Here is a 19,857-nt window from a genome sequence, read left to right as displayed (position 1 = left end):
CGGGTCAAGCAAAAGTTGGTCCCGGTTTGTCCGAGTTACCGAACCGTGACCGTCACAAGTGATGGGACTTTTCTGGTTCACTGACCCCATGCAGGACGTCGTCAGGCTCCCCCAGCGCCACACGGGCGCCGGGGACCTCTTCCAGCTCCTCCGCGACGGCCGCCCCCGCACGCGGGCCGACCTCGCCGCCGCCACGGGCCAGGCGCGGTCCACCATCACCGCCCGGGTGGACGTGCTCATGGCGGCCGGGCTGATCGCCCCCGCGGGTGAGGCCTCCTCCACCGGCGGCCGGCCGCCCACCACGTTCGCGTTCCTGCCCAGCGCCCGGGTCGTGCTGGCCGTCGACCTCGGCGCCACGCACGCCCGGCTCGCCGTCACCGACCTCGCGTCGACCGTGCTGGCGGAGGCCGAGGAGCACCTCGCCATCGCCGCCGGCCCGGAGGCGGTGCTCGGCTGGGTGGTCGAGCGCGGGCGCGCCCTCGTCGCGGAGGCCGGGCGCAGCCTCGACGACCTGGTCAGCGTCGGCGTCGGCCTGCCCGGGCCCGTCGAGCACTCCACGGGCCGGCCCATCAACCCGCCGATCATGCCCACCTGGGACGACGTGGACGTGCGCGGCATCCTCGCCGACGCCCTGGACGCCGAGGTGCAGGTCGACAACGACGTGAACCTCATGGCGCTCGGCGAGCACCGCTCCGCCTGGCCGGACGTCGACGACATGCTGTTCGTCAAGATCGCCACCGGCATCGGCTCCGGCATCATCTCCGACGGCCGGCTGCGCCGGGGCGCCCAGGGCGCTGCCGGGGACATCGGGCACATCGCCGTCCCCGGCGCCGAGGACGTGCCCTGCCGGTGCGGCAACCTCGGCTGCCTCGAGGCCGTCGCCAGCGGCCGGGCCCTGGCCGAGGCCCTGCGCCGCGAGGGGCTGGAGGCGCACGACGGCGCCGACGTGGTCGCGCTGGTGCGCGCCGGCGACCTGACGGCCGGGCGCGCCGTGCGGCAGGCCGGGCGCGAGCTCGGGTCGGTGCTCGCCGCCTGCGTCAGCCTGCTGAACCCGTCGCTGGTCGTGATCGGCGGCGTCGTGGCCGAGGCCGGCGAGCACCTGATCGCCGGCATCCGCGAGGTCGTCTACCAGCGGTCGCTGCCGCTGGCGACGCAGCACCTGCGGATCGTGACGTCCCAGGCGCGCTCCCAGGTGGGGATCATCGGGGCGTCGGCGATGGCGGTCGACCACGTGCTGACCCCGGGGGCGATCGACGCGCTGCTCGAGGCGCAGATCGCGTAGGTCCCGTCGCCGCCCGTTGAAAGCGCACGATCTGCGGGACGAACCGGGACGAAGCGGAGCGGTTCGTGCGCGTTCAACCGTGGGGGCGCCCCAGGACGGCGTCGCACGCCGCGAGCAGGCGCGCGCGGAGCGCCTGCGACGCCGCCGCGAACCCGCGCTGGCGCCGCACGTACTCGGCCTTGCCGTCCGGGGTCTCGATCGCGATCGGCTCCAGGCCGTAGGACGACACGTCGTACGGCGAGGCCTGCATGTCGACGACGCGGATCTCCCGGGCGAGCGCGAACGCGTCGAGCAGCAGGTCGCCCGGGACCGCGGGACCGAGCTTCAGGGCCCACTTGTACAGGTCCATGTTGGCGTGCAGGCACCCGGGCTGCTCCAGCGCGACCTGCGTCTCGCGGGTGGGCTGCAGGGTGTTCCGCGGCACGGCGGGCGGCGTGAAGAACCGGAACGCGTCGATGTGCGTGCACCGGATCCGGTGCGCGTCGACCACCTGGTCCGTGCCGGCGCCACCCAGGCGGAGCGGCAGCGCGTGCCGGTGCGCGTCGTCCCCCTCCCGGTAGACCATCGCCCACTCGTGCAGGCCGAAGCAGCCGGTGGCGGCGGGACGCGCGGCGGTGGCGCCGACCAGGCCGCGCACGTACCGGACGGTGTCGCCCCGGTCGGCCAGGAACGCGCCGGCGTCCAGGCCGACCGTGCCGTCCGCGGCGGACCGGTACCAGCGCCACCCGGCCTGCGGCGCGTCGGCGGCCCCGGCGAGCACCCGGCCCGCACCGGGGTGCCAGCGCCGCAGCTGGGCGGGCTTGGCCGGGTAGTACTCGAACAGGAAGTCCTCGATCGCGTGCTTCTCGCCGCGGGCGCGCCGGTCCCGGTGCCCGGCGGTGAGGGCGTCGGCGCGTGCCGCGTGCGCGGCGGACACGGCCTGCCAGGCGCCCGGGTCCAGGACGACCGGGCCTCCGGAGTCGGCGCGCGGCTGGTCCGGCGCGCCGGCGGTCGGGACGCCGGCCGTGGGGGCGCCGGCGGTGGGGGCGGAGGCGGTGACGGTCACGGGGTCCAGCGTAGGAGCCGCAGGCGCCGTCCCGCCCCGGCGGCCGAGGGCGCGGGCACGGTCAGCACGGCGAGGCAGGCGACGACCAGCCCGACGCCGGCCCAGCCCGCCGCGGGCAGCCGCTCCCCCACGACGAGCACCGCGAGCACGGCGGCGACGGCGGGCTCGAGCAGCGTGAGGGTCGTCGCGGTGCTCACGGCGACCCGGGCGAGGCCCCAGCCGAACAGCACGTAGCCGGTGAACATCGGCACCAGGGCCATGTACGCGCCGACCGCCGCGTTGCCCCAGGAGGCCAGGAGCGGTGCGCCGGTCACGACCAGCACGGGCAGCAGCAGCAGGCCGCCGGCACCGAACACCGCCCCCATGGCCGCGCGGGACGGCACGCCCGCGAGCATCAGGCGGTGGGCGACCCACGAGTACAGCGCGTACGTCGCACCGGCGACCAGGCCGAGCAGCACGCCCAGGACGGCCGCCGCCGGGGTGCTCGCGGCACCGGCCGCCGCGTGCCCGCCACCGACGGCCTGCGCGACGCACAGCAGGACCATCCCGGCCACGCCCACCCCGGCACCCACCAGCCAGCGCCGGGACAGCCGGTGCCCGTCGACCAGCCGCTCCACGAGGGCGGACGCGAGCGGCGCGGAGCCCAGCGAGACCACGGTGCCGACCGCGACGCCGGCCAGCCGCATGGACGAGTAGAACGCCAGCGGGTAGACCGCCACCGCGGCGGCACCCAGCAGCACCAGCCCGCGCCGGTCGCGCAGCGTCGCCCGGTGCCGGACGACCTGGCGGCGGGCGGTGGCGGCCTGCAGCAGCCCACCCACACCCATCGCGGCGGCGCCGACCGCGAGCGGTCCGACGTCGGGCGCGAGCGCGGCCGTGGTGCCGGTGGTGCCCCAGAGCACGGCGGCCGCGAGCACCGCGAGGGCGCCCGACGCGGCGGCGCGGCGCGGGTCGGGGCCAGGCGTCCCGGTCCGCGCGCCCGCGGACACGACCCCGGGCGCCGGCGCCGCCGCGGACCGGGCGCGTCCCACCGCCGGCGTCGTCACACCGCCGCCAGCAGGTCGGCGGCGAGCGCGCGGGCGTGCCGGATCCGGGTGTCGTCGCCCTCGAGCCCCGCGCGGGACATCGAGCCCTCGAGCAGGAACGCGAGGTGCTCGGCGAGCGCACCCGCGCGAGGGCGGTCGTCCGGGAGCAGCCGGTGCAGGTGCTCCGCGACGATCGCCTCGACCTCCTCCTTGTGCCCGCGCACCACCGCGCGGCCGGGGTCGCCGACGGGCAGCTCGGCCGCGGCGTTGAGCAGCCCGCAGCCGCGGAACCCGTTCGCGTAGCCGGCGTTGGCGTGGTCGGCGTAGGCGTCGAACACCGCGAGCACCCCGGCCCGCGCGTCGCCGACGGGTGCCGCCGCGAGCCGGGCGCGGTACAGGTCCAGCCACTCCTCGTGCCGCGCGACGAGGTACGCCGCGACGAGGTCCGCCTTGGACCGGAAGTTGTTGTACAGGCTCATCTTCGCGACACCGGCGTCCGCGGTGATCGTGTCGATGCCCGTGCCGGCGATGCCGTCGGCGTAGAACCGCGCGGCGGCCGCGGCGAGCAGCCGCTCCCGGGCCGGTCGCCGTCGTGCGCCCGCCGGGCGACCGGGTGCTGCCGTGGCCATCACCGCTCCTCGCGCTCGCTGGGTAGACTTGTCTACCTAGCGCAAGGGTCACACGGCGTCGGCGTAGCTGTCCACCACCGACACGTCCAGCGCGAACTCGACCGGGGTGTCGCCGAACAGCAGCCGGCCCGCCTCCACCGCCGCCTGGCGGACCAGCACCGCGACCTCGTCGGCGACGTCGACCGGCGCGTGCACCATGATCTCGTCGTGCAGGAAGAACACCAGGTGCGGGCGCCCGGGCACGGCCAGCAGCCGCTGCCGCAGCACCGCCATCCAGCACAGCGCCCACTCGGCGGCCGTGCCCTGCACCACGAAGTTCCGGGTGAACCTGCCCCAGTCCCGGGACCGGCGCCGGACGTCCCGGACGTCCTCGGGCGCGGCACCCTCCGCGGAGGCGGCCTGGCGTGCGGCGAGCCAGGCGGCGCCGGGCAGCGGTGACGACCGGCCGAGCCACGTGGTGACCTGCTCGCCGCGCTCCCCGGCGCGTGCGGCCTCCTCGACCAGCGCCACCGCCCGGGGGTACGCCCGCCCCAGCTGCGGCATCAGCACGGCGCTCGCCCCCGTGGTGGCACCGTAGATCGCGCCGAGCATCGCGTACTTCGCCTGCTGCCGGTCGGCGACGATCCCCGCGGCCACGACGCCCGCGTACAGGTCGGCCTGCCGGCCGGCGGCCGCCATCGCGCCGTCACCCGACATGGCGGCGAGCACCCGCGGCTCCAGCTGCGCCGCGTCGGCGACCACGAGCCGCCAGCCCGGGTCCGACCGCACGGCGTCCCGGATCACCGCGGGCAGCTGCAGGGCACCGCCCCCGCTGCTCGCCCAGCGCCCGGTCACCACCCCGCCGGGCACGTAGTCCGGCCGGAACCGTCCCTCGTGCACCCACCGGTCCAGCCAGGCCCAGCCGTTCGCGGACAGCAGCCGGGCGAGCTTCTTGTACTCCAGCAGCGGGTCGCGCACGGGGTGGTCGAGCGCCCGGATCTCGGCCGTCCGGGTCGACGTGACGTCCAGCCCCGCGGCCCGCAGGGCCTTCAGCAGCTCGGGCTGGGAGTCGGGGTTGAGCGTCGGCCGGTCGAGCGCCGCGGCCACCCGGTCGGCGAGCGCGGCCAGCCGGTCCGGGCGTGCACCCTCGCGCGGGCGGGGGCCGAGCAGACCGGTGAGCAGGGCGTCGTGCACGTCGGGGCGGAACGGCATGCCGTCGTGCCGCATCTCCGCCGCGATCAGCGCGCCGGTCGACTCGGCCGCCAGCAGCAGCCGCAGCCGCCCGTCGTCGCCCGCCTCCGTCAGCGCCTCGAGCTGGCGCTGCAGCTCGGCACCGACACCGGCCACGTCCGGCCCGGCGTCCAGCGCGGTCGCGGGCAGGTCGTCGAACAGGCTGGGCGCGTCGGGCTCGTGCGCCGCGGCGCCGGCCCCGGCCCCGTCCCACCCGTCGTGCGGCGCCCGGGCCAGCGCCGTCCCGGCGGTGCGGGTGCTGCCGCGCAGGATCGTGCGGCACAGCCGCAGGTCGTGCACCCGCTGGACGCGCACGCCGGCGGCCAGCAGGTCGGGGTACCAGTGCTCGGTGTCGTCCCACACCCAGCGCGGGCCGTCCACCTCCCGCGCGGCGACCGCGGCGGGCAGCTCCGGACCCGCCACGTGCACCGGCGGGCCGAGCCGGCCGGCCTCCGCGGCGGTCACGTCGTCGGCCGTGCGCAGCACCGCACCGCCCGGACGGTCCGGGTCGGCGGCGACGAGGACGAGCGGCACGCGGGCCATTCTCCCAGCCGGTTCCGACACCCGGGCGCGGCACGTCCTACGCTGGGCCGATGACCGAGCAGGCTGACACCCCCGCGGGGCTCCCGGAGCGCGAGACGATCCTCCTCGCGGCGTTCGAGGGCTGGAACGACGCCGGCTCCGCGGCCAGCCAGGCGCTGGAGCACCTGCACGAGGCCTGGGGCGCGGAGCAGGTCGACGAGCTCGACCCCGAGGAGTACCACGACTTCCAGGTGAACCGGCCGGTCGTCGGCACGGGCGCCGACGGCCGCCGGGAGATCACCTGGCCGAGCACCGCCGTGGCCGTCGCGACGACGCCCAGCGCGGGGCGCCAGGTCGTCCTGGTGCACGGCATCGAGCCGTCCATGCGCTGGCGCCGGTACTGCGGCGAGCTGCTGGACATCGCCGCCGGGCTGCGGGTCACCACGGTGATCACGCTCGGCGCGCTGCTGGCCGACGTGCCGCACACGCGCCCGATCCCCGTCACGGCCACCAGCGAGGACCCGGACGTCCGCGAGGTCCTGGACGTCGAGCCGAACTCCTACGAGGGCCCCACGGGCATCGTCGGCGTGCTGCAGCACGAGGCGGCGGCGCGCGGCATGCGCACCGTGTCGCTGTGGGCCGCGGTGCCGCACTACGTCGCGCACCCGCCGTCGCCCAAGGCCACGCTCGCGCTGCTGCACCGCATCGAGCAGCTGACCGGCGAGCCGATCCCCCTGGGCGACCTGCCCGAGGACGCCGCTGCGTGGCAGGACGGCGTCGACGAGCTCGCGAGCGAGGACGCGGAGATCGCGGAGTACGTGCACCAGCTCGAGGAGGCCAAGGACACCGCCGAGCTGCCGGAGGCGTCGGGCGAGGCCATCGCGCAGGAGTTCGAGCGCTACCTGCGGCGGCGGGACAAGGGCATCGGGGGCTGACGCCGCCAGTCCGGGGCGTCCCGGCGAGGACTGCTGGCCGGAGTCCCGGCGAGGAGCCCTAGAGGCGGACGCCCAGCAGGGCGTTGACCGCGCGCGCGACGACGCCGGGAGCGCCCTCGTGCGCCTCGGCGTCGGGAACGCCGGCCAGCGATGCCTCGGCCCAGGCGTCCACGGCCCGCAGCGCGCGCGGCGCGTCGAGGTCGTCGGCGATCGCGGCGCGCACCTCGGCCAGCATCGCGTCGACCGCCGGGCCGCCGTTGCCGGACACGGCGGCGCGCCAGCGCTCCAGCCGGGCCTGCGCCGTGCGCAGGACGTCGTCCGTCCACTCCCAGTCGGTGGCGTAGTGGTGGTCGAGGATCGCGAGCCGCACGGCCATCGCGTCGACGCCGTCGGCGCGCAGCTGCGACACCAGCACGAGGTTGCCGAGCGACTTGCTCATCTTCTGCCCGTGCAGCCCGACCATGCCGGTGTGCACGTGGGTGCGGGCGCCGTGGCCGCCGCTGAGCAGCCGCGCGTGCGACGTGCTCATCTCGTGGTGCGGGAACCGCAGGTCGGAGCCGCCGCCCTGCACGTCGAACGGCAACCCGATGCCGTCGCGGGCGATCACGGCGCACTCGATGTGCCACCCGGGCCGGCCGTGGCCGAGGCCGTTGCCGTCCCAGGACGGCTCGCCCGGCCGGGCGGCTCGCCACAGCAGCGGGTCCAGCGGGTCGCGCTTGCCCGGGCGGGCGGGGTCGCCGCCGCGCTCGCCGAACAGGCGGTGCATCTCGGTGCGGTCCAGCCGGGCGACCTCGCCGAACGCCGGGTCGGCGGACAGGTCCGCGTAGACGTCGGCGGCGCCCTCGCCGTGCGTGTCCGGCACCCCGACGACGTACGCCGTGCCCGCCGCCATCATCGCCTCGACCGCCTCGACCACGTCCGGCACGGCCTCGACGGCGCCGGTGTAGACGTCCGGCGGCACGACGCCGAGCGCCGTCATGTCCTCCAGGTACAGCGCCGTCTGGTCCGCGGCGAGCTCGCGCCAGTCGACGCCGGTCGCCTCGGCACGCTCGAGCAGCGGGTCGTCGACGTCGGTCACGTTGGACGCGTACCGGACGTGCTTGCCCTCGTCGAGCCAGCCGCGGACCAGCAGGTCGAACGCGACGTAGGTGGCGGCGTGGCCCATGTGCGTCGCGTCGTACGGGGTGATGCCGCAGACGTAGACGGTGGCCGCGGCGCCCGGGGCGGCGACGACCAGGTCGCCGGTGGACGTGTCCCGGACCCGCACGGGACCCCCCTGGCCGGGGAGCTGCGGGATCTGCGGGGCGGGCCAGGTGAGCACGGCGTGCATCGTATCCGCCGCGCGAGGGGCACCGCCGCGCCGTCCACCCCGTCGTGACGCATCCCACCCCGCGAGCACGCTCCGGCCCGCGGCTCCCCGGCCCTCGTTCCCCGCCGAGGTAGAGCCTCCGCGCCGAGGTAGTGCCGCACGAGGCTCTACCTCGCGCGGAACGCTCTACCTGGGCGAGGTGGGCGGCGCCGCGGGGCGGGGACAGGCGGGCGGGTGACGGCGCGGGGGCGGACGGCGCGTCGGGCGCGTGCGCCGGGGCGCGGGCGGCACGATGCGGAGGTGGAGAGCGCGTGGGTGCAGGGTGGCGGGGGCTGGACGGCGACGGACCCGGACGGGCTGCTGGCGCAGCTGGCCGCACCGGAGCCGCCGGCGGCGTGGGTGCACGTCGACTCGCTGGACCTGCTGGCGGACGCCGCGAGGCAGGCCGGTGTCCCGGAGTCGGCGGTGCGCCGGTCGACGACCGGCGGCGACGGGGTCGCGCTCGGTGACCCCCGGCACCCGCAGCTGCGCCGGCTGCCCGGCGGCGGCCGGTACCTGGTCTGCCCGACGCTGGTCTACGACCCCCGGACCCGCGACGTCCGCACGGGCCTGTGGGCGGCGCTCGTGGTCGAGGACGTCACCATCACCGCCGAGGAGGGGCCGGCCGGGTTGCTGGCGGAGGTGCTCGAGCACCTCGGGGAGGACGAGCACCTGCCGCAGGACCGCGGCAGCCACGTGTTCGCCGCGGTGCTGATGACGCTGGTCCGCCGGGCCGGCGACGTCGAGGCCGGGGTCGGCGAGGCGGTCGCGGACGTCGAGCAGGTCGTGTTCACCCCGGGGGCCGAGGACCCGGCGGAGGTCGTGTACGACCTCAAGCGCGAGATCGCCGAGGCGCGCCGCTCGCTCGTGCCGCTGCTGTCCGCGTTCCCGGAGCTGGTCGCGGAGGCGGAGGACGCGGAGCGCGAGACCCGCACGATGCGCTGGCTGCGCCGCCTGGACACGATCCTGACCAAGGTGGACCGGCACCTCGACGCCCACGACGCCCTGCTGGGCGACATGCTGTCGGTGCACCTGTCCCGGGTCTCGGTCCGGCAGAACGAGGACATGCGCAAGATCTCGGCGTGGGCGGCGGTGATCGCGGTGCCGACGCTGATCGCGGGCGTCTACGGCATGAACTTCGACCACATGCCGGAGCTGCACTGGCTGCTCGGCTACCCGGCGGCGCTGCTGCTCATGGCGGGCGCGGCGACGGTGCTCCACCGGCTGTTCAAGCGCTCCGGCTGGCTCTGACCCGCCCGACCGCGCGGCCGGCTCAGGCGCCCGCGAGCGGGTCGAGCACCCCGGTCAGCAGCAGGAGCGCCACGACGACGGCCAGGCCGATCCGGTAGACCACGAACGGCCGGTACGAGTACGTCGAGACGATCTTGAGGAACCCGATGATCACGACGTACCCGACGACGAACGCGACCAGGGTGGCGATGATCGTGACGCCGACGGTCGGGGTGCCGGCCTCCCCGAACGAGCCGACGCTCGACGCGAGCTGGTACAGCCCCGACCCGAGCACCGCGGGGATCGCGAGCAGGAACGAGTACCGCGCGGCGGCCTCCCGCGAGTAGCCCATCAGCCGGCCGGCCGTGATCGTGCCGCCCGACCGGGAGACGCCCGGGACCAGCGCCATCGCCTGCGCCAGCCCGAAGTAGACGGCGTGCCGCGGGGTCAGGTCGGTGAGCTGGCGCCGGTTGCCGCCGCGGCGGTCGGCCCAGTCCAGCACCAGCGCGAACACGGTCAGCGTGACGACGATCAGCCAGAGGTTGCGGAACGGCTGCTCGATCGCGTCCTGGAACAGCAGGCCGAGCACGACGATCGGGACCGAGCCGAGCGCGATGAACCAGGCCATCTGCGCGTCGTGGTCCGGGGTGCCGCCCACGGGGCTGCCCGCGCGCGAGCGCCAGTCCGACCCGAGGTCGCCGCGGACCGCGCGCCACCAGTGCGTGCAGATCCGGGCGATGTCGCGCCGGAAGTACAGCAGGACCGCCGTCTCCGTGCCGATCTGCGTGATCGCGGTGAACGCCGCCCCGGGGTCGCCCGAGCCGATCAGCTCGCCGACGATGCGCAGGTGCGCGCTGGACGACACCGGCAGGAACTCGGTGAGGCCCTGGACGAGCCCCAGGACGATCGCCTCGAGGACGTTCATGCGGGGGTGCCGATCGGGGCCGGGGAGTTCGCGTGCGCTGCCACGAGGCGCCACGATAGCCGGTGCCGCGCCGCGACCACCGCACGCGCACGCACCCTCCCCACCACGACGGATACCCTCACCGCATGGAACAGCGGCAGCTCGGACGGACCGGCCTTCGGGTCTCGCACCTCGGACTCGGGACGCTGACCTGGAGCCGGGACACCGACGAGCTGGACGCCGCGGAGCAGCTGCGCGACTTCGCCGACGCGGGCGGCACGCTGGTCGACACGTCGGCCTCCTACGCCGACGGCGGCGCGGAGGAGCTGCTCGGCTCGCTGTTGGACAAGGTCGTGCCGCGCGACGAGGTCGTGCTCTGCACGAAGGCGGGCGTGCGGCGCACGCCCGAGGGCGGCGTGGTCGACGCCTCGCGCGGCGCGCTGCTGGACACCCTGGACGCCTCGCTGCGCCGGCTCGGCACCGATCACGTCGACCTGTGGCTGGTGCAGACGCCGGACCCCCGCACGCCGCTGACCGAGACCGTGACCGCGCTGCGCCGGGCGGTGGACTCCGGCCGCGCCCGGTACGTCGGGCTGTCCAACCACCCGGGCTGGCAGGTCGCCCGCGCCGCGACGCTGCTCGGGGACGACCCGGGCCTGGCGGCGGTCGAGGCCGAGTACTCGCTGCTGCAGCGCGGGATCGAGCGCGAGGTGCTGCCCGCGGCTGCGGACCTCGGCATCGGCGTGCTGGCGTGGTCGCCGCTGGGTCGCGGCGTGCTGACCGGCAAGTACCGGCGCACGGTCCCCGCGGACTCGCGGGCGGCGTCCCCGCACCTGGCCGGGTTCGTGGAGCCCTACCTCGGCTCGGTCGCCGCCGCGGTGGTGGAGGCCGTGGTGACCGCCGCCCAGGGGCTGGAGCGCGCGCCGCTCGAGGTCGCGCTGGCGTGGCTGCGGGTCCGGGCGCAGGTCGCCTCGGCGATCGTGGGCGCGCGGACGCCCGCCCAGCTGCGCGCCTCGCTCGCGGCCGAGGACGTCGAGCTGCCCGCGGAGATCCTGCGGGCGCTGGACGAGGTCAGCGCGCCGGCGACCGGCTACCCCGAGCGCCGCTGACGCGTCCGGTCAGGGGTGCAGGGCGTCGTCGTCCTCGTCCTCGTCCTCGTCCTCGTCCGCGAATGTCGCCCCCGGCAGGTCGTCGACGTCGTACTCGTCCGGCTCGTCGTCGTCCTCGTCGTCCTCGTCCGCGAGGTAGAACGGCGTAGCCTCCCCGTGGACCGTGCCGAGCGCCTCGTCGTACGCCTCGAAGGCGTCGGCGAGCACGTCGTAGGCGTCGTCCACCGCCGGGTCGTCCTCGCCACGGCGCGCGGCGACGGCGGAGTAGTGCGCCTCGAGAGCGGCGATGAAGCGGTCCAGCGCCGCACGGGGGTCGATAGCCATGCGACGACCGTAGCGCCGCACCAGGCACAATGGCACCACGACAGGAACGAAGGCGGTGGGCATGGCACGCACGAACCTGCGCCAGGGGCGGATCGACGGCCCCGACGCGACGCGGCAGTACGAGTACCGCGTCCTGACGATCCCCCGGTCGACGAGCCGCAGCGACGCACGGCGGCTGCTCACGGACGAGGCCGAGTACGGCCGCTGGGAGCTCGCCCGCACGCTGCTCTACACGGGTGGCGAGCGGAAGGTGTGGCTGCGGCGCCGGATCATCCGGGTGCGCTCCACCCTCGGGCTGGTCGAGGACTGACCGCGGCGCGGCTGCGCGGGGCTCAGGCCTCGCGCAGCAGCCCGTCGAGCACGCGCACGCCGAACCGCAGGGAGTCGGCGGGCACGCGCTCGTCCACGCCGTGGAACAGGGCCGTGAAGTCCAGGTCGGCCGGCAGGCGCAGCGGCGCGAACCCGTAGCCGTGGATGCCGAGCCGGGCCAGCGACTTGTTGTCCGTGCCCGCCGAGAGCATGTACGGCAGCACCACGGCACCGGGGTCCTGGGTGCGCAGCACGTCGGTCATCGTGTCGATCAGCGCGCCGGTCGACGGCACCTCCAGGCCGATGTCCACGTGCTCCGGCTCGACCCGGACGTGCGGGCCGGCGAGCTCGCGGACCTTCGCCAGGACGTCGTCGTGGTCGCCGGGCAGCGGGCGCACGTCGATGGTGGCGGTCGCGCGGCCCGGGATCACGTTGGTCTTGTAGCCCGCGTGCAGCTGGGTCGGGTTGGCCAGCGTGCGGATCGACGAGCCGACGAACCGCCGGGCCGGGCCGAGCGCGCCGATCAGCCGGTCGATCGCCAGCGGGTCGTCCACGTCGAGCGGCAGGCCCGTGAGGTCGGCGACGCCCTCCAGCAGCGCGAGCACCGTCGGCGTGAGCCGGGTGTCCCACCGGTAGGCCCCGATCCGGGCGACCGCCTCGGCCAGCTGCGTCACGGCGTTGTCCGCGTTGACCGCGGAGCCGTGGCCCGCCGTGCCGTCGGCGACCAGGCGCAGCCAGGCGATCCCCTTCTCGGCGGTCTGCAGCAGGTAGGCGCGGCGGCCGTGCACGTCCACGGAGAACCCGCCGACCTCGGACACCGCCTCGGAGGCACCCTCGAACAGCTCCGGGCGCTGGTCCACCAGGTACCGGGCGCCGTACTTCCCGCCGGCCTCCTCGTCCGCGAACATCGCGATGACGACGTCCCGGGCCGGCTTGCGCCCCTCGCGGACCATCTGGCGGACGACCGCCAGGATCATCGCGTCCATGCCCTTCATGTCGACGGCGCCGCGGCCCCAGACCATGCCGTCGAACTCCTCGCCCGCGAACGGGTCGACCTTCCAGTCCTTGGCCTCGGCCGGCACGACGTCCGTGTGCCCGTGCAGCACGAGCGCGGGCCGGTCGCGGTCGGCACCCTCCAGGCGCACGACGACGTTGGCGCGGCCGGGGGCCGACTCGATCAGCTCGGGCGCGAGCCCCACCTCGTGCAGCAGCGTCATCACGTGCTCGGCCGCGGCGCGCTCGCCGGGGCCGGAGCCGTCGCCGTAGTTCGAGGTGTCGAACCGGATCAGCTCCTGGGCGATCCGCACGACCTCGGCCTCGGCCGCCGAGGTGCTGGGCGGGACGTCGGGCTCGGAGCCGTGCAGGGGGGTCATGGACCCACGGTACCGGCCGCGCTCCCCCGTCCCGCGCCACCCACCGGGGCGGCACGGGACGGGGCGGGGCGCGTCAGGCCTGCGGGGCCGCCGTGAGGCCGCGGCGCGCGAGCAGCGGCGCGATCTCCGGGTCGCGGCCGCGCAGGTCGCGGAACGCGGCCATCGGGTCGACCGAGCCGCCGCGGGACAGCAGCCGCGCCCGGAAGGTGTCGCCGTTCTCGCGGCGCAGCCCGCCGTTCTCCTCGAACCAGGTGACCGTGTCCGCGTCGAGCACCTCGGACCAGATGTACGAGTAGTACCCGGCCGAGTAGCCGCCGCCGAACACGTGGTTGAAGTACGTGGTCCGGTAGCGGGGCGGCACGGGCGCGAAGGCGGTGCCCGCGGCCTCGAGCGCGGCGGCCTCGAACGCCTCGACCTGCTGCACGTCCGTCGGCACGTCCTGCGGGGACAGCCGGTACCAGGCCTGGTCGAGCAGGGCGGCACCGAGGTACTCGGTGGTGGCGAAGCCCTCGCCGTCCTGCCGCGCGTCGAGCATGGTCTGCACCCAGGACGCCGGCATCGGCTCGCCGGTGCGGTGGTGCACCGCGTACGCCCGCAGGATCGAGGGCTCCCAGGCCCACATCTCGTTGACCTGCGACGGGTACTCGACGAAGTCCCGCGGCACCTCGGTGCCGGACTGCGACGGGTACCGGACGGCGGAGAACAGCCCGTGCAGCGCGTGCCCGAACTCGTGGAACAGGGTGATGACCTCGTCCCAGGTGAGCAGGGTCGGCTCCCCCGCCGGCGGCTTCGGGATGTTGAGGTTGTTCACCACGACGGGCTGCTCGCCGAGCAGCCCCGACTGGTCCACCAGGTTGTTCATCCACGCGCCGCCGCGCTTGGAGTCGCGGGTCCAGAAGTCCCCGACGAATAGGCCGAGCCCGGTGCCGTCGGCGTCCGCGACCTCGAACACGCGGGCGTCCGGGTGGTAGCCGACCAGGTCGGGGCGCTCCGTGAAGGTGAGGCCGTACAGCTCGCCGGCGGCGCGGAACACGCCCTCGCGCAGCACGCGGTCCAGCTCCAGGTAGGGGCGCAGCAGCGCGTCGTCCAGCGAGCGGCGCTCCTTGCGGACCTGCTCGGCGTAGTAGGCCCAGTCCCAGGCCTCGAGGGTGGCGCCCGGCACGTCGCGCTGCAGCGCGGCCTCCAGGTCGGCGGCCTCCGCGCGGGCGTTGGCGACCGCCGCGGGTGCCAGGCGGGCCAGGATGTCGGCGACGGCCTCCGGCGTCTTCGCGGTGGCGTCCGCGGCGATGTAGGCCGCGTGGTGCGGGTAGCCCAGCAGCTGCGCGCGCTCGGCCCGCAGGCGCGCCAGGGCGAGCAGCGTGGCGCGGGTGTCGTGGGCGGTGCCCCGGCCGCCGCGGCGCACGGACGCGGTGTGGATCCGCTCGCGCAGCGCGCGGTCGGTCAGCGACGCGAGCGCGGGCTGCTGCGTGGGCAGGACCAGGTCGATCAGCCAGGCGCCCTCGTGCCCGCGGCGGGTGGCGGCCTCGGCCGCGGCGGCGCGGGCGTCGTCGGCCAGGCCGTCGAGCTCGGCCGGGTCGGTGACGAGCACCGCGGACTCGTTGGTCTCCGCCAGCAGCTGCCGGCCGAACACGGTCTCCAGGCGGGTGATCTCGGCGTTCAGCTCGCGCAGCCGGTCCTGCGCCGCGTCGTCCAGCCGGACGCCGGCGCGCACGAAGGCGGTGTGCAGCCGGTGCAGCAGCCAGGCGGTGTCGGGCGCGAGGTCCAGGTCCCCGGCCGCGGCGGCGTCCTGCAGCGCCTCGACCCGCGCGAACAGCCGGCGGTCCAGGTAGATGGCGTCCTGGTGCGCGGCCAGCAGCGGCGCGACCTCCTCCTCGAGGGCCTCCAGGCCCGGCGTGGAGTCCGACGACGACTGGTTGAAGAACGCCACCGCGGCACGGTGCAGCAGGCGCCCCGAGCGCTCGAGCGCCTCCAGGGTGTTCTCGACCGTGGCCGGCTCGGCGGCGGCCGCGATCGCCTCGACCTCGGCCCGCTGCTCCGCCATCCCGGCGAGCAGCGCGGGCCGGTAGTGCTCCTCGCGGATCCGGGCGAAGTCGGGCAGGCCGTAGGGCAGGGCGGAGGGGGTGGCGAACGGGTTGTCCGCGGCGAGGGTGGTGGTCATCGGCCCATCATCTCCGACGCGGCGACGTCGGCGCGGAGCAGCTCGCCGTGCCACTCGTCCCGCGGGGCACCTCGGTGCTCGCCGGGACGCCAGCCCTCGGCGACGCGGAACCCCGCGCGCTCGGCGACCCGCCGCGACGGGCCGTTGCCGACGAAGGCGCGCCAGGTCAGGCGCTCCAGGCCCAGCCGGTCGAAGGCGGTCGCCACGACGAGCGCCACCGCCCGCCCCATCAGCCCGCGACCGCGGGCTCCGGGGGCGAGCCAGTACCCGAGCTCCGCGGCGCCGTCGTCCCCGCGGGCGAGGCCGACCATGCCGACGAGCAGGTCGTCGTCCGCCTGGCGCACCGACCAGTTCCACTGCGTCCCGCGCGCCCAGCCCTCCGGGACGAGCCGGGTGAGGAAGCCCTCGGCGTCGGGCCGCGCGTACGGGCTCGGCACCGTGGTCCACTCCTGGATCGCCGGGTCCTGGCACAGGGTGGTGACGCGGTCGACGTCCGCGGGACCGGGGACGCGCAGCAGCACGACGCCGTCGGTCAGCTCGAAGGGCTCCATCGGCCCACCGTGCCACCTGCGGACCCGCGGTGTCGCACGCATTCCGCCGCTCGGCACCGCCGATCAGCCCGCCAGCGCCACCGCCCGGTCGACGACGGGGAGACCGTGGGCGGCACCGACCCCGGCGTGCAGCAGGTCGCCCGCGTGCGTCGCGAGGCCGGCGGCCAGCGCGGGGTCGGCCGCGGCCGCGTCCCGCCAGCCGCGGCCGGCCAGCGCGGTCAGGTAGGGCAGCGTGACGTTGGTCAGGGCGTGCGTGGACGTCACCGGCACGGCGCCCGGCATGTTGGCGACGCAGTAGAAGATCGCGTCGTGCACCCGGAACGTCGGGTCGGCGTGCGTCGTGGGCCGGGTGGACTCGAAGCAGCCGCCCTGGTCCACCGCGACGTCCACCAGCACCGAGCCGGGCCGCATCCCGGCGACCATCTCGTCGGTGACCAGCTTCGGGGCCCGCGCGCCCGGGACGAGGACCGCCCCGACCACCAGGTCGGCGTCCGCGACGGCCTCCCGGACCGCGTACGCCGACGAGGCGAGCGTGCGCACCCGGCCGCCGAACGCGGTGTCCAGCTCCCGCAGCCGCGGCACGGACAGGTCGAGCACGGTGACGTCGGCCCGCATGCCGAGCGCGACCTCGGCCGCGTGCTGCCCGGCCACCCCGCCGCCGATCACGACGACCCTGCCCGGCGCGACGCCCGGCACGCCGCCGAGCAGGCGCCCCGAGCCGCCGGCGGTGCGCATCAGGTGGTAGGCGCCGACCTGCGCGGCGAGCCGGCCCGCGACCTCGCTCATCGGCGCCAGCAGCGGCAGCGAGCCGTCGGCGAGCTGGACCGTCTCGTAGGCGATCGACGTCACCCCGGCGGCGAGCAGCGCCTCCGTCTGCGGGCGGTCGGCGGCGAGGTGCAGGTAGGTGAACAGCACCAGCCCCTCTCGCAGGAACCCGTACTCGGACGCGACCGGCTCCTTGACCTTGCACACCAGGTCCGCCGCGCCCCAGACCTCGGCGGCGGTCGGCAGCAGGCGGGCGCCGGCCGCGGCGTACGCGTCGTCCGCGATCGCCGAGCCGAGGCCGGCACCCGCCTGCACCAGCACCTCGTGCCCCGCGGCGACCAGCTGGTGCACCCCCGCCGGCGTGATCGCGACGCGGTACTCGTGGTTCTTCACCTCGGCGGGGACCCCGACCCTCATGACGACTCCTCCTGTCGTGGCGCCGGGCGGCACCGGTAGGGCTCCAGCGTGAACTTCCGCGTGTTTCCGCGAGATGTCGGTGCGTATCCGTTCGTTACTCTCCCACCGTGGCCGAACTTCCTGCCGTCCCGCCTGCGACGCACGTCACACCGCCGAACGATGTTCGGGCCGGGGCGCTCGACGCGGTCGACCGGCACCTGGTCCGCCTGCTGCAGGAGGACGGCCGGCTGCCCAACAACGCGCTGGCCGCCGCGGTCGGCATCGCGCCGTCGACCTGCCTGTCCCGGGTCCGCGCGCTGCGACGCGCCGGCGTGATCCGCGGGTTCCACGCCGACGTGGACCCGGGCGCGCTCGGCCGCGGGCTGCGCGCGATGGTCGCCGTGCGGATGGCCGCGGGTTCCCGGGCGACGCTCGAGCCGTTCGCACGGTCGATCGCGGGACGGCCCGAGGTGCTGGACGTCTACTTCCTGGCGGGCGCGGACGACTTCCTGCTGCACGTGGCGGTGCGCGACACGGACGAGCTGCGCCGGTTCGTCGTCGAGCGGCTGAGCGACCGGCCCGACGTCGCCTCGACCGAGACCAGCCTCGTGTTCGACCACCTGCGCGGTGCCGTCGGCGGCTGACCGCCGGGCTCGGCGCGTCAGGCCGCCGGTCGGTCAGCGCGCCGGTCGGTCAGCGCGTCGGCGCGTCGGCGCGTCGGTCGGTCAGCGGCGTCGGCGGCGTCAGCCCGTCAGCGCGTCACGCACCCGCGCCCAGTCCCCCGCCCGGGCCAGGCCGCGGTGCAGCCGGGCGACGTCCGCGTCGTGCGCCCATCCCCACAGCGCGGCCTCCGTGCCGCGGGCCAGCGCCCAGCCGGCGGTGGCGACCGGGTCGAGGCCCGCGCGGTCGGCGACCCGCCGCGTGCGGTCCCGCAGCGTGCGCACCGGGTCCGGCGTGCGCCACGGGCGGCCGACCTGCTCCAGCAGCGGCCACGGGTCGTACGCGGGGTCGCCGCGCAGCGCCTTGGGGTCGATCGCGCGCCAGCCGTCGTCCGAGCGCAGGAGGTTGCCCGGGTTGAGGTCGCCGTGCAGGACCACCGGCGCCGGGCCGGCGGGCCCGCGCAGCACGACGAGCGCCGCCCGCAGCAGCCCGGCGTCGGTCCGCGCGCCGGCCGTGCGGGCGGCGTCGGCGCGCTCCTCGACCAGCACGCCCCAGCGGGCGGCGACGTCCGTCAGCTCCGGCAGGCCGCCGGGCGCGGGTGCCGCGTGCAGGGCGTGCAGCACGTCGGCGGCCTCGGTCAGGCGGCGCAGCACCGGCGTCCGGGCCGCGCGCAGCGGGGTGCCGGGCCGGACGCGGTCCAGCAGCAGCGCCCAGTCCGGCGCGTGCGCGGCGACCAGCCCGGCCGCGCCGTGCCCGTCCCAGGCGCGCAGCACCGCGGCCTCGTCCGCCGCCTCGGCGTGCGGGAACGAGAGCTTGAGGACCAGGTCGCGCCCCGCGCGGTCGCGCACGGGTGCGCACCACGACGCGGACCCGGACGGGAACGGGTCCCCCGCGGTCAGCGACCAGCGGTCGAGCGCGCGGGCGACGAGCCCCGGCAGCCGTGCGAGCCAGGCGGTGCCGTCGGGGGTGCGCCCGGCCCCGCGGCGCACGGCGTCGGGCACGGGAACCGGCTGCTCCGCCGCGCGGCGCGCCTCCCCCGCCGGGGCGGCGGCGCTGCCGAGGATCGAGGAGGGTCGCACGCGGCCCAGGCTAGGGGCGGGCGCCGGGCGGGTCACGCGGTCCGGGCCCGGACCACCGTGCCGGCGGACCGGGGGCAGGGGCATGGGGACGGACCACGAGGGCGGCACCTACCGGAAGCAGCGCGCGGGGGCGCCAGCGGGGCTGTTCGCCTGCGAGGCGGCGGGGCTGGCGTGGCTGCGGGTGCGCGGTGCGGTGCCGGTCGTCGCGGTGCGCGGGGTCGGCCCGGACCACCTGGACCTGGAGCGGCTGACCGAGGTGCCGCCGACCCGGCGGGCCGCGGTGGAGCTCGGCCGCGGGCTCGCCGTCCTGCACGACGCCGGCGCACCGCGGTTCGGCAGCCCGCCGGCCGGCTGGCAGGGCGACGGGTTCTTCGGCCCGCTCGGCGACCCGCTGCCGATGCCGGCCGGCGACCACGAGAGCTGGGGCGCGTTCCTCGCCGACTGCCGCATCGAGCCGCTCGCCGCAGCCGCCGCCCGGCGCCGGGCGCTGGTCCCGGACGACGTCGCGCTGCTGCGCCGGCTCGCGGACGTCCTGCGGCGCGGGGACCTGGACGACGGCGACCACCCGGCGCGCCTGCACGGCGACCTCTGGTCCGGCAACGTGCTGTGGACGCCCGCCGGCGCGACGCTGATCGACCCGGCCGCGCACGGCGGGCACCGGGAGAGCGACCTGGCGATGCTCGCGCTGTTCGGGTGCCCGCACCTGACCGACGTGCTGGACGGCTACCAGCAGGTGCACCCGCTGCGCCGCGGCTGGCAGCACCGGGTGGCGCTGCACCAGGTGTACCCCGTCGGCATGCACGCGGTGCTGTTCCGCGGCGGCTACGCCGCGCAGCTGCGCCGGCTGGTCGCGCCGTACGTCTGACGGCCCCGTGGTGCCCGGGCTCCCCCGGGGAACACGAGAGCCCCGGGGGACCCGCCGGCTGCTGCCGGCCGATCGACCCCGGGGCTCTCGGCGCCAGGTGCAGCACCGTCACGCCACCGTCCACCGCGCCCGCTTGTCC

19 protein-coding genes are annotated in these 19,857 nt (G+C 76.5%); 7 read left to right on the top strand and 12 right to left on the bottom strand.

The genetic code is table 11. The features are described 5' to 3' along the window. Window positions 1-88: 88 nt before the first annotated feature. A complete protein-coding gene (locus tag AC1050_RS00790) occupies window positions 89-1,282 on the top strand; it encodes an ROK family protein (protein WP_482385483.1) in 1,194 nt (397 codons plus the stop codon). Between the two features lie 73 nt (window positions 1,283-1,355). On the opposite strand, the gene AC1050_RS00785 is transcribed toward AC1050_RS00790, so the two are convergent. The 4 genes from AC1050_RS00785 to AC1050_RS00770 form a co-directional block, all read right to left on the bottom strand. Next, the gene (locus AC1050_RS00785; protein ID WP_482387209.1) at window positions 1,356-2,222 is read right to left on the bottom strand and encodes a 3-methyladenine DNA glycosylase; all 867 of its coding nucleotides are present in this window, start codon (window positions 2,220-2,222) and stop codon (window positions 1,356-1,358) included. Between the two features lie 101 nt (window positions 2,223-2,323). Continuing rightward, window positions 2,324-3,358, bottom strand: a complete 1,035-nt coding sequence (locus AC1050_RS00780) for a DMT family transporter (protein ID WP_482385482.1) — start codon at window positions 3,356-3,358, stop codon at window positions 2,324-2,326. A gap of 11 nt (window positions 3,359-3,369) precedes the next feature. After that, a complete protein-coding gene (locus AC1050_RS00775) occupies window positions 3,370-3,981 on the bottom strand; it encodes a TetR/AcrR family transcriptional regulator (protein WP_482385481.1) in 612 nt (203 codons plus the stop codon). A 48-nt stretch (window positions 3,982-4,029) separates the two neighbouring features. Then, a complete protein-coding gene (locus AC1050_RS00770; protein ID WP_482385480.1) occupies window positions 4,030-5,733 on the bottom strand; it encodes a bifunctional 3'-5' exonuclease/DNA polymerase in 1,704 nt (567 codons plus the stop codon). 50 nt (window positions 5,734-5,783) lie between these two features. Between AC1050_RS00770 and AC1050_RS00765 the strand changes: the two genes are divergently transcribed. After that, on the top strand, window positions 5,784-6,647 hold the full coding sequence (locus AC1050_RS00765; protein WP_482385479.1) for a PAC2 family protein: 864 nt from the start codon (window positions 5,784-5,786) through the stop codon (window positions 6,645-6,647). 58 nt (window positions 6,648-6,705) lie between these two features. On the opposite strand, the gene mshC is transcribed toward AC1050_RS00765, so the two are convergent. Beyond that, window positions 6,706-7,968 carry a cysteine--1-D-myo-inosityl 2-amino-2-deoxy-alpha-D-glucopyranoside ligase gene (gene mshC, locus AC1050_RS00760; protein ID WP_482385478.1) on the bottom strand — a complete coding sequence of 421 codons (1,263 nt, stop codon included), beginning with the start codon at window positions 7,966-7,968 and terminating at the stop codon, window positions 6,706-6,708. Window positions 7,969-8,256: 288 nt separating this feature from the next. On the opposite strand from mshC, the gene AC1050_RS00755 reads away from it, so the two are divergent. Beyond that, window positions 8,257-9,246 carry a CorA family divalent cation transporter gene (locus tag AC1050_RS00755; protein WP_482385477.1) on the top strand — a complete coding sequence of 330 codons (990 nt, stop codon included), beginning with the start codon at window positions 8,257-8,259 and terminating at the stop codon, window positions 9,244-9,246. Between the two features lie 22 nt (window positions 9,247-9,268). On the opposite strand, the gene AC1050_RS00750 is transcribed toward AC1050_RS00755, so the two are convergent. Beyond that, window positions 9,269-10,150 carry an undecaprenyl-diphosphate phosphatase gene (locus AC1050_RS00750; RefSeq protein WP_482385476.1) on the bottom strand — a complete coding sequence of 294 codons (882 nt, stop codon included), beginning with the start codon at window positions 10,148-10,150 and terminating at the stop codon, window positions 9,269-9,271. A 125-nt stretch (window positions 10,151-10,275) separates the two neighbouring features. Between AC1050_RS00750 and AC1050_RS00745 the strand changes: the two genes are divergently transcribed. Next, window positions 10,276-11,238 carry an aldo/keto reductase gene (locus AC1050_RS00745; protein ID WP_482385475.1) on the top strand — a complete coding sequence of 321 codons (963 nt, stop codon included), beginning with the start codon at window positions 10,276-10,278 and terminating at the stop codon, window positions 11,236-11,238. A 9-nt stretch (window positions 11,239-11,247) separates the two neighbouring features. Here the strand turns inward: AC1050_RS00745 and AC1050_RS00740 are convergent, their stop codons facing one another. Continuing rightward, window positions 11,248-11,562: a primosomal protein gene (locus tag AC1050_RS00740; protein ID WP_482385474.1), complete on the bottom strand. Its 315-nt coding sequence runs from the start codon at window positions 11,560-11,562 to the stop codon at window positions 11,248-11,250. Window positions 11,563-11,623: 61 nt separating this feature from the next. On the opposite strand from AC1050_RS00740, the gene AC1050_RS00735 reads away from it, so the two are divergent. Further along, window positions 11,624-11,872, top strand: coding sequence for a DUF5703 family protein (locus AC1050_RS00735; protein ID WP_482385473.1), 249 nt, complete (start codon window positions 11,624-11,626; stop codon window positions 11,870-11,872). 22 nt (window positions 11,873-11,894) lie between these two features. On the opposite strand, the gene AC1050_RS00730 is transcribed toward AC1050_RS00735, so the two are convergent. The 4 genes from AC1050_RS00730 to ald all read right to left on the bottom strand — a co-directional run bounded on the left by AC1050_RS00730 (window position 11,895) and on the right by ald (window position 17,135). Continuing rightward, on the bottom strand, window positions 11,895-13,244 hold the full coding sequence (locus tag AC1050_RS00730; protein WP_482385472.1) for a M20/M25/M40 family metallo-hydrolase: 1,350 nt from the start codon (window positions 13,242-13,244) through the stop codon (window positions 11,895-11,897). A 73-nt stretch (window positions 13,245-13,317) separates the two neighbouring features. Then, window positions 13,318-15,402 (bottom strand): M3 family metallopeptidase, encoded by a 2,085-nt coding sequence (locus AC1050_RS00725; RefSeq protein WP_482385471.1) that lies wholly within the window; start codon window positions 15,400-15,402, stop codon window positions 13,318-13,320. Continuing rightward, the gene (locus AC1050_RS00720; protein ID WP_482385470.1) at window positions 15,399-15,953 is read right to left on the bottom strand and encodes a GNAT family N-acetyltransferase; all 555 of its coding nucleotides are present in this window, start codon (window positions 15,951-15,953) and stop codon (window positions 15,399-15,401) included. Before AC1050_RS00720 ends, AC1050_RS00725 begins: the two co-directional genes overlap by 4 nt. A 63-nt stretch (window positions 15,954-16,016) precedes the next feature. Then, window positions 16,017-17,135, bottom strand: coding sequence for an alanine dehydrogenase (ald, locus tag AC1050_RS00715; protein ID WP_482385469.1), 1,119 nt, complete (start codon window positions 17,133-17,135; stop codon window positions 16,017-16,019). A 107-nt stretch (window positions 17,136-17,242) separates the two neighbouring features. Here ald and AC1050_RS00710 point away from each other — a divergent pair, with 107 nt between their 5' ends. Next, window positions 17,243-17,758 carry an Lrp/AsnC family transcriptional regulator gene (locus AC1050_RS00710; protein ID WP_482385468.1) on the top strand — a complete coding sequence of 172 codons (516 nt, stop codon included), beginning with the start codon at window positions 17,243-17,245 and terminating at the stop codon, window positions 17,756-17,758. Window positions 17,759-17,857: 99 nt separating this feature from the next. Here the strand turns inward: AC1050_RS00710 and AC1050_RS00705 are convergent, their stop codons facing one another. After that, window positions 17,858-18,853: an aminoglycoside phosphotransferase family protein gene (locus tag AC1050_RS00705; protein ID WP_482385467.1), complete on the bottom strand. Its 996-nt coding sequence runs from the start codon at window positions 18,851-18,853 to the stop codon at window positions 17,858-17,860. An 82-nt stretch (window positions 18,854-18,935) separates the two neighbouring features. On the opposite strand from AC1050_RS00705, the gene AC1050_RS00700 reads away from it, so the two are divergent. Further along, entirely contained in the window at window positions 18,936-19,718 is a 783-nt protein-coding gene (locus AC1050_RS00700) for a fructosamine kinase family protein (RefSeq protein ID WP_482385466.1), read from the top strand. Window positions 19,719-19,857: the final 139 nt, after the last annotated feature.

Source organism: Cellulomonas sp. NEAU-ZC6, from assembly GCF_056844425.1.
This window is presented reverse-complemented; position numbering and strand designations above follow the sequence as displayed.

Coding starts and splice junctions, on each gene's coding strand:
- AC1050_RS00790 (WP_482385483.1), top strand. CDS start 89: ATGCAGGACGTCGTCAGGCTCCCCCAGCGCCACACGGGCGCCGGGGAC.
- AC1050_RS00775 (WP_482385481.1), bottom strand. CDS start 3,981: ATGGCCACGGCAGCACCCGGTCGCCCGGCGGGCGCACGACGGCGACCG.
- AC1050_RS00770 (WP_482385480.1), bottom strand. CDS start 5,733: ATGGCCCGCGTGCCGCTCGTCCTCGTCGCCGCCGACCCGGACCGTCCG.
- AC1050_RS00765 (WP_482385479.1), top strand. CDS start 5,784: ATGACCGAGCAGGCTGACACCCCCGCGGGGCTCCCGGAGCGCGAGACG.
- AC1050_RS00750 (WP_482385476.1), bottom strand. CDS start 10,150: ATGAACGTCCTCGAGGCGATCGTCCTGGGGCTCGTCCAGGGCCTCACC.
- AC1050_RS00745 (WP_482385475.1), top strand. CDS start 10,276: ATGGAACAGCGGCAGCTCGGACGGACCGGCCTTCGGGTCTCGCACCTC.
- AC1050_RS00740 (WP_482385474.1), bottom strand. CDS start 11,562: ATGGCTATCGACCCCCGTGCGGCGCTGGACCGCTTCATCGCCGCTCTC.
- AC1050_RS00735 (WP_482385473.1), top strand. CDS start 11,624: ATGGCACGCACGAACCTGCGCCAGGGGCGGATCGACGGCCCCGACGCG.
- AC1050_RS00730 (WP_482385472.1), bottom strand. CDS start 13,244: ATGACCCCCCTGCACGGCTCCGAGCCCGACGTCCCGCCCAGCACCTCG.
- AC1050_RS00725 (WP_482385471.1), bottom strand. CDS start 15,402: ATGACCACCACCCTCGCCGCGGACAACCCGTTCGCCACCCCCTCCGCC.
- AC1050_RS00720 (WP_482385470.1), bottom strand. CDS start 15,953: ATGGAGCCCTTCGAGCTGACCGACGGCGTCGTGCTGCTGCGCGTCCCC.
- ald (WP_482385469.1), bottom strand. CDS start 17,135: ATGAGGGTCGGGGTCCCCGCCGAGGTGAAGAACCACGAGTACCGCGTC.
- AC1050_RS00700 (WP_482385466.1), top strand. CDS start 18,936: ATGGGGACGGACCACGAGGGCGGCACCTACCGGAAGCAGCGCGCGGGG.